A 13350-nucleotide genomic window follows, 5' to 3' on the forward strand; every position below is an offset into this window, starting at 1 on the left:
ATGGGAACAAAAATTACTAGCCGTGCCGTCCTTAACGCAGGCTCATTGGGGCGCCTTCCCCTTAAAGAAGGCGCTGAATTTGGGATGGGCAACATGAAGCGAGAAACCGTCATGGGTGACGATGGCCCTTTGGGTTTCTCTGAGCAATTCTCAGATGCGCCTTTCATCAAGTGCACCATCATTCACGCTCAAGACACCGATGAGAAAGCCATTGCTGATTTTGTGGGTGAAGACATCACCCTAGAAACGAACACAAGCCGCGCATACACCTTGAAAGGCGCATGGACAGTCGACCCACTTACCGTCGCGGTAAAAGATGGTCAGCTTGAAGTGGTCTTCAACGGTGACGAACTCATCCCGCAGTAAGGAGAAACACCATGATATCCATACTGATGAAACGAGAGGCTCTGAAGGATAAACCATTAACGGTTGAAACCTTTGAAGCTACCGACAGTGTCGACCTTCTCAACGATGTTGGCGTAATTAGCGAATCAGCATTGAGTCAATCCGTTCGCACTGCTTTTGCTGATAAGCCTTGGGAAGAAACACAGAACGTGTTTAAGCAAGACCAAAGCCGCTTGCGTACTTTGTCTGGCTCGAAAGAGAAAGACCCGTACAAACAAGAGCTCATTAACAAGTACCGCCCACTGGTTGAAAAGCTGCTTGAAACCCACAAAGGCGACTACGGCAACCTCGATGTGATGTGGTGCTTTTATATGTGGCACTTCGACCTTGGCAAGTTTGAAGAGATCCACGATGACTTTCGAGCGGCCATTGATGGCGGGTTAGAAACGCCGGCTAATTTCAAAGTGAACGGTCAAACGGGCTTCTGTGATTATGTGTTTAAGTACACGCACAAAGCGCACACTGAAAAGAAAGAGTACAAGCGCGAATACCTGCTTAAAGCCGTAAATGATTTACTGGCGGGTGAGATTGCTACCAACGCCCCACTCAAAGTGAAGATGTTCCGCCTAGTCGGTAATTGGTACTTCGACGCTGGCGATAAAGAAAAGGCGCACAACCTATTTGAGCTAGTGATGAAACTAGACCCACAAGGCGGCGTGAAGAAGAAACTAGAAGCATTACAAAAGGAGCTTGGTTATGACCAACCCCATTAAAGACAAAGGCGAAATGAAAGTGATCCCCTTACCTGTTCCGATTGTGAAAACAATCAAGAATGTCGAGGTGACTATTAAAGAGGTCGAACTTTCAAAACCTCATGCCGGTCATTTACGTGGCGTGAATATCTTCGATGTGGCTCAAGGTGATTTCGAAGCTGGCACCCAAGTCATTCCACGCATTTCAGAGCTAGACGAACGAGATATGCAAAATCTCGATCCGGCAAACTGGATGCCGTTGCTTGTGGGCCTCGCCAGTTTTTTCGGCAATACGGGGAGCTAATCGAACACTGCCCGTACATTGAGCCGTTCTACACCGACTTGGCAATAGGCTTTCGTTGGCAACCAAGTGAAATAGACAAACTGACCCTTGATGAAGTGCTCTATTTTTGCGGTGAATTACATAAACGACATCCAGAAGGGAGCAATTAGCTCCCTTTTTTATTAAGGAGCAAACCTATGGCCAAGAAGATGCTTTTATCTATTGGACTCAACATTCTTGACGGTGTGAGTGCACCGCTGAAAGGGATGAGAGAGGAAACCAATAAATACAGTAAGCAGATAAAAGAAGTAGAGAAAGCCCAAGCGAACGACTCGGCAGCGATGGGAATGATCGACACGTATAAGCAATTAAAAGTCGCTAAGAAAAATAACAACCTGGCACTAAAAGCCGAAGTCGAGCAGCTCGAAGCGCTTAAACAGAAAAACAAAGAACTGCAAAAGCCCAGTGCAGCCTTAACCGCCAAGATAGAAAAGCAGCAAGCCAAAGTCGATAAGCTGAACGACTCACAACAAGGCTTCATGCATAACATGTCTAAGATTCGTAAATCACTCACCCAAACGGGCGTGAAGGTTTACAAGCTAGACGATGAATACTCACGGCTAAATCAAAGTTACAAAGGCCACGGCAAAGAAATTAACAAGCTAAAAAAGAAATACATCGGCTTGCAAAAGGCCATGAAAATTCCCCGCGGCTTAAACAAAGCCCTAAAAATGCCAACTGTCGAAGGCGCTAAAAACGGGCTGATTGCGGGTGCCGGTATAATCGGCTCAATGACAGGCTTTGGCCTAATCATTAGCGATACAGCCACCAAGCTCGACGACATGGCAAGTGCAGCTGAAGATGTAAAAATGCCAGTAAGCGAACTTCAAGCACTGCGCATGCAAGCAAGGTTAGCGGGTGCCGACTCTGAAGACATGGATGCTGCCGTAAAAGAAATGATGTTGCGTTGGGGAGAAATGAAAACCTTCCAGAAAGGCGCAATGAACGACTACTTTGAAGACACTGGCAACGAGAAAGCGTACAACGACTTAATGCAAGCGAAGAACGCAACAGAAGCTTACCAGGTATTGCTGCGTGAAATTGCCAAAGAAACCGACGAGTCAAAACAGAATTTCATGGCCGATGAGTTCTTTGGTGGCGACAGTGAAAAAATGCTCGCGGTACTGCGATCTGGAACAGACGGCCTAGCCAAAGCGAAACAGGTTTTAAGAGATAGCGGCGGCGCAGTTAGCGACGAGTCAGTTAAGAACGCTGGCATGTTTACCGCATCACTAAAAAAAATGGGCGCGATTGTCGACTCACTGAAAATTAGTGCGCTTACACCCATCATGGCCGAGCTGTCTTTCATGATGGAAGATTTGGCGCTCAACATGAAAAACATGGACTGGCGAGAAGGCGCAATCGCCCAGCTGCGAGATATAGTAACCAGAACCTTCCAAGCCTTTAAAGTATTAGGCAGCGGCTTTTTATGGATAAGTGAAAATATGAGCACCGTGGTCGGTGCGTTGGCAGGCTTGAAAGTTATGCTCATTGGTCTTAACGCTGTAGCACTTGCTAATCCATTAGGGCCAGTGATCATCGGGGTTGGGGCTTTAATTGCAGGAGTGGGTTATCTAATTGATAAGTTTGGCGGCCTCACCAACATTATGGATACCGTCAAATCAGTCTGGGACAGTTTTTGGAACGATGGCGAAGATAGCAAAGAAGTAAAGGTTCAAGCTAAAGAGACAAAGCAAATACAGAACAACCAACCAAACTCAGCGCAGCCTGTGCCGTATATCCCAGAAGTAAAACAGCAAGCCAAAGAGATAAAGCGAGTACAACACAACCAACCAAACTCAATATTGGGTAGTGATTTAACCCCAGTAAAGATCCCCCAATACGCACCAGAGGTACAACAGCAGGCCAAAGAGGCAAAGCGAAACCAACAGAATTGGCCAAGCTCAGTTCAAGATGGTAGTTCGATGTCACAACCGACAAATGAATACACTCACATCAATTACAACAGCTACCAAAACCAAGCGAGCCCACAGACCAGTAATGCGTATGGCTCATCTTATAAGCCAGTAACAAATCAGACGATGAAAAGTAAGTCTGAAGTGTCACTCACCATAAAGTCTCAAGCGCCAGTCGCGATAGATAAAGCTAAGAGTGATAAGGGTATAGATTTGAACTTAGACGTGGGGAATATGGCGACAAGCTTTTAAGAACAATGAACTAAAACCAAAGCACCCAGTAAGGGTGCTTTTTTATAGCTGCAGCATAGTCATGGATAACTACACTCGATAACTTTTGAAATACCGTTGCTTTGTCACCAAAAACACAAAACCGCCAAACAAGGCGGTTTTTCGTGTTCTGAGTTAAGGCGTACTCAACAATAAAAAGGTGTACCGAAAGTTAGAAGATCGCCTATGGTACGCCTAAAACAACCCAACCCCTTTATTTACCTGAAAAGTAGATCCCATCGAGCATCGGTGCAACAGAAAGTCGGTTTGATTGATACATTGAAATTATTCCTTATAAAGCAACAACTTAATCAATAACCCTTTGATCGACTGTTGCAAGGTTGAAACACTCAAATACCCCTTATTGTCCCCCAAGGGACATTTTAGGGGACAATTTGAGGGACATTAAAAACGAAATGCGGTGGATTATACACACACTGGCATTTCGTGACAAAACTCACACTAGAAACAGCCTCTTTCAATCCAAAAAGAGGTTTACAATGGCTACATCTACAATAGAAACAATCAAGAGAAAAACGGGAACAAAATATAAAGCTCGTATCCGACTCACCCGCAAAGGGAAAAAGCTGTATGAAGAGTCAAAGACGTTTGATAAACGCACTGACGCAAAAAAGTGGGCAGCAGAGACACTTGAGAACCTAAAGACGAACGGAATCCCTAATGGTAGTTCTAAGTCTAAAACCATTACGATAGGTGATCTAATAACGCTTTATATGAATGACCCCGTTATAGCACCAACCATTGGTCGTTCAAAACATGCAGTATTAAGTCGACTGCGAACATACCCGTTAGCACTGCTGTACTCTCATGAGATACAAGCTTATGACCTCATCAAACACTGCAAAATGAGACAAGCTGAAGACTCGTGTCCTCAGCCTCAAACCATTTATCATGATATTACCTATCTAAAAAGCGTTCTTGATGTAGCTAATGCCATGTTTGGATATAAAGCGAATACGCAGGCTCACCATGAAGCTATACCATCGCTGATTCATTACGGGCTAATTGGTAGATCAAACCAAAGGGATCGACGTCCAACCCCTGAAGAGCTAAGAATTATGGAGGAGGGTTTACTTCAAAGGCAGCAACATCACGCTTCACACATACCTTTGGTTGATATCTTTCATGTATCTATTAATACATGTATGAGGGTCAGTGAAATTACAAAGTTACGCTGGGATGACTTCAATAGCTCCTCAGCAACTCTTACTGTACGAAATAGAAAGAACCCTCGTAACAAGATAGGGAACAACACCACAATCCCTTTAGACGAGAAAACTAAAGAAATAATCTTGCGCCAACCACGAGTCAATGACCTAATTTTTCCTGTTGAAGCGAGATCAATTACCGCTGCGTGGCAAAGAGTCGCTAAGGCTAAAGGTATTAAAGATCTTAGGTATCATGACTTGCGATCTGAAGGGGCTTGTAGGCTCTTTGAGAGAGGGTTAGATGTAGTTCAAATAAGTAAGATCACAGGACATCGAGACATAAACGTTCTTAATAATATCTATCTTAGATTAGGGGTCGAAGCTATGCACAAACGTTAGCTCAGAGAAAAGAAGCGAGGGTAAGCATGCACCTCGCTTTTCCCTCCATTAATTGATACACCTCGTATCAAGTTTGTTACACAAAACAGTCTAAGACTCTCTAATTCTGTCAATTATTTGCTCTGGCAGCCTCAATGCTCTTAGATTGAGCCTCAAATTAAATCACATTAATAAGTCAGTATGGCAACAACAACGGTTGAAGTAGTAAAAAGAAAAGACGAGTTAAAGTTCAAAGCTCGTATTAGGAAGCACCTCTTCGGGAAAAAATTAATTGAAGTTTGCAGAACATTTGACTCAAGACATCAAGCTATACAATGGTTAGAAAAGGCGAAGCAAATTGAAAAAAAAGAAGGCTACAAGGGATTAGTTTATCTAAAGCGCAACAAAGAAGTTACCGTAGGATGCGCTTTAGATAAGCTAATATCTGATGAGGCATTTTTGAAAACAACAAGCCAAAAGGTCATTTCAAATTTAAAGATGCTCAAGAAGTTCTCTATTGCAAAAATTGAGCTAGCTTACCTCATGCCGAGTCACCTACTTGAATTTGCTGAAGAAAGAAAGGCAAAAAACCCTAAGATCTCACCCGCTACTTTAAGTGTAGATATTTCTAATTTGAAGTCAGCTCTCAAGCAAGCAAAAACCATATTTACTTTAAAATTCGATGCTGAGGTTTTCAAAGATGCATGTGACGTTCTTCGTCAACGCAAAGTCATAGCACAAAGCATACCAAGGGAACGTCTTTTAAAAGGCGAAGAGATGAAACGACTAATGAAATTCGTGAAAGCGGAAAATACAGCACTTCCTTTGGATGACATTGTCGAGCTCTCCAGTGAAATAGGTTCAAGACAAGGAGAGATAACAAAAGTATCTTGGGATGACTACAACAGAGATAAACAGACCCTAACCATACGAAACAGAAAAAGCCCAACGTGCCGAAAGCCAACTTCAGTATTACAGCTAACTGAATCACAGGTTCATCTCATTGAAAGGCAAATACAAAGAAAGGCGCCAGATGATCAACGTATATTCCCTTACGTTGGCAGTAGCATCAGCACAGAATTCCGTAAAGCTGTGCGAAAAGCAGGAATCGAAGACTACCAATTCAGAGACTTAAAAGCCCATGCAGTCACAACCATGTACAAGGCAGGAAAAACTCTTGAAGAAATTGGGAAAATAACAGGGAATCAGAGTACAAAAATTCTGTATGGGCACTACTTACGGTTGATCGAACTGTCTACTAGGTAGAGCTCAAGTTAAGCCTAATACCCTCAAGTGCCACCACTCAGTTCAAGTTCAGCGAATGGTGGCTACTTTTTAAATGGTTAATTGAGCACTGCTAGCTAGCATCAATCAATATAACAAGGGTGTACACGATAACCTTTGACGAGTCGACCGTCATTTTTTGAGGGGATCTGGTCTTCAACGATATAACCCAGTTTTTCTAGCATTTGAATCGCATCAGCACGTTCATATTTGTCTTTCAGATCTTTCCATTTTGCCCACGCAATGTCTTGCGCTGTGAAGTATGGGTATAAGTGTCTTAGTTTGGACTCCAGCTTCTTCGCAGAGTCGTAACTGATGATTTTAGAGTTTGATAACGCAATAATACGTTGTGCATGCAGCTCTAGATAACTGCTCCAACTGATAGCCTGCAATAGGGCACGCTTGGATATGCGCAGGTTCGGCTTAAATGACGTCTCATGTAACTGCTCTGTAGCTTGATCGACAAGGTGGAATACTAGCGCTAACTTGGCACAGTGGGCAGGTCTTTTTCCATAGAACGATTGAAGCGATTCTGTCGCTGATAGCTGCCTTTCTACTGCTTGTTTATTCCAAGTATCCCAACGTTTTTGAGCTTCAGGACTAAAGGTGAATGTCACTGGTTCAAGCGGTGTATCGAATTGGCTAAATAACTCAAAAAATTTCATCACAGCTTTGGCGAGGTCGCCATCAATTTTTGTATCTGTAGCTTTAATGTTGTGGATATCAGGCATGACACCCATCTGCAAAAATCGTTCGAGTAACCCGTCGTCTTTGACACCTTTGAGCTTCTCAATAACCTCTCTTCGGAGCATTTTGGGTTGGATACCGCCAACGACAGACATACATAATCGTTTCAGTACGATATTTTTTCTCGTCACCCGATTCTGTTTATATTCACTATTCGAGGCATCATGCGCAGTAAGGTAAAACGCTCTCTCTTCCTCTCGCCCATTTTTCCTTAATGAGTCGAACCACCCGCTCAATTCATCCCTCACACAGAGCACACCACTGGGGTTTGTCTCTAATAACTGACAAGCCGCCTCCATTGTAGTGTCATTACAAACCAATTCGCGTGCTATTGGTGGTTCAGGTTCAATCAAGGTCGACAAACGCTCTGCTAACTCCATGACTAGAGAGTCATCCTCTCGCTCAGTTGCTTCATCTAGCTCAGATATCAGGCGCTTATACTCTTTATCATGGCGTCTTTTATGCGCAGCATAGATTATATTCTTGAGCTTATTATCTTCTTCAAGTGCGTTTTTCTGGAGCTCTTGCAAAAATCTGACGCCAGCATAGAGCGCTGGGCTTTTCATGTCTGAGGCATAGCCGACAATCATCGAGAAAAATATTGGATTGAGCGACCAACTATCATTTTGTTTCGGCTGCACCTCCACGTTGCCGCCGAGGACAATACTCAAACTTGCAATTAAAGTGACAGCTAAAAAGTCAGGCGCGGTATTGTTAAGTGAATACGCTGCACTATAGCAATATGCTCTCAGCGCTTTGGGCAACATTTGCGGGTGAAGAGGCTTTACACTATTTAAGTCAAATCGCTCTTCATCTTCAGGGATTGGTTGAGGAGTTCCCCAAGACAACTCAACTTTGTTTTGCACTTCTGGTGGGGTTAAAACATTATTCTTTTCTTTCATAAGAATCATTTTTCTTAAACATGAATCTTATTGAACGGCGATGCAAATTTTTTTCGCTGATTTTCAAAAAAGCCGCACTGGTATTGTGCGGTCTATAAATGAACTAAATCAAAGCTAACAGTAGGTCTATCCACATCACCCACATTTTCCACATTGATGGTATTAAGTGCAATTCTGCATTCGCAGAGCCTCGCTTCTTGATCTGCAAACTGCGTTTGCAGCATCAAAAAACGAGGTTGAGTTCTGCTGCTTTGCCCCACCACACACCAACATATCAAACACCAAGCTCGCAACCCCCTTAGAAACCAACTATTCAGACAACGCCTTCATCGCTTTTGCTTCACCGCCTAACAAATGCTTAATCTTACTGTTGAAGTGCTCGATGATGGTTTCTACTTTCTGGGCGATATTGTGTGGGTGCAGACGAACCCACTTCGCCATCTTGGTAGCGGCTTTCTTGCTATCGACTTCTTGGTCTGACGCAGGGTTATCATGTGCTAGTTGATAGGCAACTCGATAACTGGTGTAGCAGTTGGATTGCGGTCAGTTTCTGGGTAGTGCTTGACTAGTTTATCCCTCTACTCAGTTTGTGACTGCTTAGCAAAGGCGATGACATATTCAGTATAAAGTACCAACTCTTTGTTGTACTTATTTGACTCTCCCATTAGCCAACCTTAGACTGCACTTGGTCAAGGATGTCGTTTTGAAACACTTGTTCTTGTGTGATGCTAATTGTCATCATAATGCCCTTGTAGCTGTCTAATACTGAGACTGCTTGCTTGGCTGTTTACCTTATATACTAAACGATCTTTCTGATTGATTCTCATAGATAAGAATTCTGATAGATCTCCTGTTAAGCTTTCAATTTGCCCTACGTTAGCGTGTGGGTTGACCCTTATGATCGTGAGTTTATCTCTTAAGCTATTTATTAAAGAGGTATCGTTACGTTGATAAATATCTATTAGATCTGCTTTGGCTCTATCACTAAGCTCTAAGGTAAAACGAAAACGGTCATAGTTCTCACTGCACCAATGCTCAACATTCTCAATGGAGTCGAAGGTTTGATCAATATCCCCCCAAAACTCAGTGTGGCAGCGTGGGTGGTCACCATTACTAATATGCCTAATATTTATTGACTCGGTATGAACTTCACAGGTATCAGTAATAGATTGTTTGTCCATTGATAATTGATGATGATTCCATCTTACATTGGTATTGAAACTGATCGCTAAAGTATCAAAAATGTAGGCGCAGGCTAACCCTGTATTATTAAGAACACCCTCAAAATAAAACTCACTATTTTGAGTGATCTCTTGCTGTTGTTTTATTTCACCTGAAGCGATAAGTGGGGTTTGGTAAACATTGGTGTTATTTGCAAGTTCACTTTTTACTCTACGAGAAAAGTCTCTGCTCTCTTTCGATAATTTACCTAAGAAGGTACTAAAGTTATCTTGCCCTACGAAAGCGTCCATCGCTTTAAATTCTTGATTAACTCTTACTTTCTCAATCCCATTTTGCTTTAACTCTTTGACTACCTGAAAGTAAGTCGTCAACTGTTGCTGGAAATCATGCTCGCACAGAGGCAAAGATGACTCATTTAATGTCACAAAATTAGTCATATTCAATCCCGAGAAGCCTGTCTAACTGGATATCCCATTCATCAAAAAAACCTTCAGGCCATTTGTCTACACTACCGTCATCGTTAATTTTAATTGGAGTAGCTTGTGCTGAAGATTCTCCTTCAGAACGTTCAAAAAAGTATACGCTAGAGTCATCACTTGATAATTCGCCCTCTTTAATCGCAACACGAACTGCATTTAAGATATGATCACTATGAGTCTCGACAACTAATTGAACTTCACTGTTTGCTACAAATGATAGAAAAGCTCCTAGCTGTGCTTGCGCTTTCGGGTGTAGTTGCACTTCTGGGTTTTCAATAAGTACAAGATCACCTTTCTTACTCATTAAGCATATTATGATAACCTTAGCGATATAACTCATCCCTGCGCCAAGGTTAAATGGGGACACATTGCTATCAATATCTTTTACGTTAAAATAAACCCTAACTTGGTCACCAGATTTTTCTGTGATTAATTCCGTCTCAGAACCAGTAATAAAGCTCAACCACTTACCTACTTGATAGGACATTGTTTGAGAGCCATCAAACTTGAGCAAAGATTCAGATAAGATATTCCCTTTCACTTTTTCGAAGGTTGAGAATAGGTATTCACCTAAATTTCCTACTTTACGCTCAGACACTTGCACTAAATCTTGAGCACCTATTCGGTTGGCATTTAAGTACAGAAGTTCTTTATCTGTTTCATTTGCTTCTAATTCGTACAGGTAAGGTAGCTGTGAAGACTTTTCAACCCCGTCTGATGTTAACTTTATAGAGTGGTGAGTGTTATCGCTGTCGACTGCAGCGAGTTCAATTGACTTAGCGTTATTTTTTTTATTACGTATTGTTGTAAAGTCACTTAAATATCGAACGAGGTCTTCCATGCTATAGCGATTACTCACTTGGCTATTTTTAATGAGCAGCATTAAAGCTTGAATTACCGTTGACTTACCGGAAGAGTTAGCCCCGGTAAGCAATGTTAAAGGGGCGAGTTCTAGAGTAACGGTGTCAATACCTTTTAAATTTTTAATCTCTAGATGTCTAAGCATTGTTTATTCCTTGTGCGATTTCGTAAGCAGTTTCAAATCTCAATTTAATATAGTCAACGGTGTCCATTGAACCTGATAAGTAATCTTCACTATCAATATCCGCTTTATATTGTTCGACAATTTCTTGAGCAGAATCGTATTCAATAAGATTGGTATCAACATAACAAAACGAAAAAGTCAGCATCTCAAATAACCCCATATTCACTGGACGCCGATTGCCGCCAGCATATTTTGGAGCAAAACGGTAAGCATCAGTACCCAAGACTTCATAGACTCTTGCCATTCCTGTAATACACCAAGATTCAACTTCTTCGATTAAGCTATCAGAAGCGGTTGTATTGATAAAAGTCATTACCGAGGCAAGAAAAGTATCAATGTCAGAGCGATATATAATATTCTTGGGTAATTTACCCAGAGTTAGAAGATAGAATGCTATAAACCTCAATACCAAGTACCTATCTCGCATTCGCTCTGAGTTAACCCCATGACCAGTAGCGTTTGCAAACTCGGTTGACTCCGCAATACGCTCCATCAGCTTTGTGGCTTTTCCTTGGTATAGTGCATGGCGCATCTCTTGTTTATTAAGATTCATTCCTCCACGGTTAACACGCTCAAAAATATTAAACTTAACGTATTCCGGTGTCGGAGGTTGAATGATATAAACGTTTAATTGATAGTCTTCTAGCTTTGATTGTAATAAAGGTGGAATGTCATCAAAATGATGATTATTAAGACTTGGTAGCATTTGTAGGTGCTTTAGCGCAAATTCATTATTGATAAAATGTTTTAACGCTGTAGTACGCTGCTTACCGTCAATGATCTGGCGGATACCTAGCTCGTTTTCAAATAGGTAGATCACGGGGATGGGGATACCCATTAGAATCGATTCAACTAACTCAGATTGGCGCTGCACATTCCATACACTATTGCGCTGAAAATCAGGAGATAGAACTAGCGAGCCTCGCTCGGCACGGCGTAAAAACTCAAACACGCTGTAACTATCTTTAGCGATTCGAACCTCTGTATCTGTTCCCATTGGGTGTGGGTGACGATTTAACTCCAGTTCTTCTTGATTTTCTATCTCAATAATGTCGTTGGGATTAGTCATGTCTTTGCCTAACTACTTATATTTTTTAATCCATTCATCGCTTAAGGCAAGCATAGCATTATGCTTCCCAATCACGAACATCAATCTTGCCTGTTACTGATTGTTGTTAGCCGTATCTTAAGACATAGGAAATCAGCACTTATGAGAATAAAATTGTGCTGATTATATCTGAAAAATCAAATATTGATGTGATCTAATCGGGGGAGAGGTAACGAACGTTATTCTCCCTCATATCAATCCAAAGTATTTCAGTAACTAAGGCAGCGACCCTATTAGCACTGCCATCGCTATAGCCAGAGTTTAAGTCCCCTTCGACTTTGATACCTAAACCTTCTAACAGAGGGGTGACCATCATGATAAATGACGCATATTCAAATAATAAGTCGTTTTCTTTGTATCGCTGTCGTAGATTCTTTTCAGCTCTTTCAACAATTGCTTGGCGGTAGCAATAAGGAAAATGTATGAGTTTTGTCATCATTTTTCTTAACTGTAGAAATTTAAAAAAGACGACGCAAACTTTTTTTCAGCTCGCTTTCGCCGTTGCCACTTCTCTTGTTATCGACTTGATCTAACAGTTTTTTCAACATTATCGACAACTCTTTATCTTCCCCTGAGGCATCTAGGGTGTCGACCACGTTAAGTTCTTTTTTCATACGGTTGTATTGTCGATTCATTTGCCTAAAGTCTTCTGACTTGAATGCTTCTAACCACTTAGTTGCCTGACTCATCAGCTTAATTAATCGCTGTGTTGTTTCGTTCTCTTTGTTATCAATTTCTTGATTACGACGAGCGGCTTTAACCACCCATTGAGGTGCACGCCTTTTGGCTTGACCGCGATAATTTTTTTGTGGTTTGTAACTTTGATGATCAATGTTCATCACCTCAAGTATCGCAGTATTGAAAGCTTTCTTTACGAGCCTCGTTGTAGATTTTCTTTGCAGGTCTCGTAAGTAAACTAGGTCATTAGTGAACTTTCCCATCAGGAGATGTAGATGATCGCCAGAGCCTCTAACGTCTTCAGATTGCTCCTGTTGATGTACTACAGCCCTCGTAATCTGAGCTAAACCTTGACCAGTGACATCAAGAGAGCTGGTAAGGTTACGCATAATAATATTGAGTATTCTGCGCCATTCACGGCTGCTAGGACGAATGCCTTTAGGAAGAGCAAAAACCATTTCGATTGCAGGAGTAGGTGGGCGACCACCTCTTCGTCTGCTTGCTTGGTAGAGAGTATATTTGTTGCAATTCTTCATCATATTCAGCGATGTCTCTTCACTGCCAAAAATATTCAAAATTGCTTCTGTGTTGCGGTGGTTCTTGTGCTTTGCATCGCTGAGATATTTCTCTCTAGCAAGCACACTCTTTATTGACTCTGTTATGACTGTCCAGTTTTTTAGCATCTCTTTATTGTAATGAGGCTTTGTTGCGTAATTCAATGGAACTAAATCAAGAACCTACGATCTGATCAG

Annotated in this window: 12 protein-coding genes and 1 pseudogene; 6 read left to right on the forward strand and 7 right to left on the reverse strand. The window is 41.8% G+C overall.

What is annotated here, in order from left to right:
- From AB6D07_RS15235 to AB6D07_RS15260, 6 genes are all read left to right on the forward strand, one after another.
- Positions 1-366 (forward strand): phage tail tube protein, encoded by a 366-nt coding sequence (locus tag AB6D07_RS15235; protein WP_065679511.1) that lies wholly within the window; start codon positions 1-3, stop codon positions 364-366.
- 11 nt (positions 367-377) lie between these two features.
- Positions 378-1118 carry a phage terminase small subunit gene (gene gpM / locus AB6D07_RS15240; protein ID WP_372091690.1) on the forward strand — a complete coding sequence of 247 codons (741 nt, stop codon included), beginning with the start codon at positions 378-380 and terminating at the stop codon, positions 1116-1118.
- Positions 1102-1401, forward strand: a complete 300-nt coding sequence (locus AB6D07_RS15245) for a phage tail assembly protein (protein ID WP_372091688.1) — start codon at positions 1102-1104, stop codon at positions 1399-1401. The genes gpM and AB6D07_RS15245 overlap by 17 nt, the downstream gene beginning before the upstream one ends.
- Positions 1402-1577: 176 nt before the next feature.
- Positions 1578-3608: a hypothetical protein gene (locus AB6D07_RS15250; protein WP_372091686.1), complete on the forward strand. Its 2031-nt coding sequence runs from the start codon at positions 1578-1580 to the stop codon at positions 3606-3608.
- Between the two features lie 518 nt (positions 3609-4126).
- The gene (locus AB6D07_RS15255) at positions 4127-5194 is read left to right on the forward strand and encodes a site-specific integrase (protein WP_017103340.1); all 1068 of its coding nucleotides are present in this window, start codon (positions 4127-4129) and stop codon (positions 5192-5194) included.
- A 180-nt stretch (positions 5195-5374) separates the two neighbouring features.
- Positions 5375-6439: a tyrosine-type recombinase/integrase gene (locus AB6D07_RS15260; protein ID WP_372091685.1), complete on the forward strand. Its 1065-nt coding sequence runs from the start codon at positions 5375-5377 to the stop codon at positions 6437-6439.
- 101 nt (positions 6440-6540) lie between these two features.
- Here the strand turns inward: AB6D07_RS15260 and AB6D07_RS15265 are convergent, their stop codons facing one another.
- The 7 genes and pseudogenes from AB6D07_RS15265 to AB6D07_RS15295 form a co-directional block, all read right to left on the reverse strand.
- A complete protein-coding gene (locus tag AB6D07_RS15265; RefSeq protein WP_017103342.1) occupies positions 6541-8106 on the reverse strand; it encodes a DUF3987 domain-containing protein in 1566 nt (521 codons plus the stop codon).
- A gap of 315 nt (positions 8107-8421) precedes the next feature.
- A pseudogene (locus AB6D07_RS15270) lies at positions 8422-8634 on the reverse strand (hypothetical protein); the annotation flags it as partial.
- 200 nt (positions 8635-8834) lie between these two features.
- The gene (locus AB6D07_RS15275) at positions 8835-9725 is read right to left on the reverse strand and encodes a type II toxin-antitoxin system YoeB family toxin (RefSeq protein ID WP_017103344.1); all 891 of its coding nucleotides are present in this window, start codon (positions 9723-9725) and stop codon (positions 8835-8837) included.
- Positions 9718-10773: a DUF3696 domain-containing protein gene (locus AB6D07_RS15280; RefSeq protein ID WP_017103345.1), complete on the reverse strand. Its 1056-nt coding sequence runs from the start codon at positions 10771-10773 to the stop codon at positions 9718-9720. The genes AB6D07_RS15275 and AB6D07_RS15280 overlap by 8 nt, the downstream gene beginning before the upstream one ends.
- Complete coding sequence (locus AB6D07_RS15285) at positions 10766-11881, reverse strand: DUF262 domain-containing protein (protein WP_017103346.1); 1116 nt, start codon at positions 11879-11881, stop codon at positions 10766-10768. Before AB6D07_RS15285 ends, AB6D07_RS15280 begins: the two co-directional genes overlap by 8 nt.
- 193 nt (positions 11882-12074) lie before the next feature.
- A complete protein-coding gene (locus AB6D07_RS15290) occupies positions 12075-12356 on the reverse strand; it encodes a hypothetical protein (protein ID WP_017103347.1) in 282 nt (93 codons plus the stop codon).
- 22 nt (positions 12357-12378) lie between these two features.
- The gene (locus AB6D07_RS15295; RefSeq protein WP_372140728.1) at positions 12379-13317 is read right to left on the reverse strand and encodes a hypothetical protein; all 939 of its coding nucleotides are present in this window, start codon (positions 13315-13317) and stop codon (positions 12379-12381) included.
- Positions 13318-13350: the final 33 nt, after the last annotated feature.

The sequence above is a fragment of the Vibrio sp. 10N.239.312.C11 genome (assembly GCF_041466065.1).
GTDB classification, from domain to species: Bacteria; Pseudomonadota; Gammaproteobacteria; order Enterobacterales; family Vibrionaceae; genus Vibrio; species Vibrio tasmaniensis_A.

Coding starts and splice junctions, on each gene's coding strand:
- AB6D07_RS15235 (WP_065679511.1), top strand. CDS start 1: ATGGGAACAAAAATTACTAGCCGTGCCGTCCTTAACGCAGGCTCATTG.
- gpM (WP_372091690.1), top strand. CDS start 378: ATGATATCCATACTGATGAAACGAGAGGCTCTGAAGGATAAACCATTA.
- AB6D07_RS15245 (WP_372091688.1), top strand. CDS start 1,102: ATGACCAACCCCATTAAAGACAAAGGCGAAATGAAAGTGATCCCCTTA.
- AB6D07_RS15250 (WP_372091686.1), top strand. CDS start 1,578: ATGGCCAAGAAGATGCTTTTATCTATTGGACTCAACATTCTTGACGGT.
- AB6D07_RS15255 (WP_017103340.1), top strand. CDS start 4,127: ATGGCTACATCTACAATAGAAACAATCAAGAGAAAAACGGGAACAAAA.
- AB6D07_RS15260 (WP_372091685.1), top strand. CDS start 5,375: ATGGCAACAACAACGGTTGAAGTAGTAAAAAGAAAAGACGAGTTAAAG.
- AB6D07_RS15265 (WP_017103342.1), bottom strand. CDS start 8,106: ATGAAAGAAAAGAATAATGTTTTAACCCCACCAGAAGTGCAAAACAAA.
- AB6D07_RS15275 (WP_017103344.1), bottom strand. CDS start 9,725: ATGACTAATTTTGTGACATTAAATGAGTCATCTTTGCCTCTGTGCGAG.
- AB6D07_RS15280 (WP_017103345.1), bottom strand. CDS start 10,773: ATGCTTAGACATCTAGAGATTAAAAATTTAAAAGGTATTGACACCGTT.
- AB6D07_RS15285 (WP_017103346.1), bottom strand. CDS start 11,881: ATGACTAATCCCAACGACATTATTGAGATAGAAAATCAAGAAGAACTG.
- AB6D07_RS15290 (WP_017103347.1), bottom strand. CDS start 12,356: ATGACAAAACTCATACATTTTCCTTATTGCTACCGCCAAGCAATTGTT.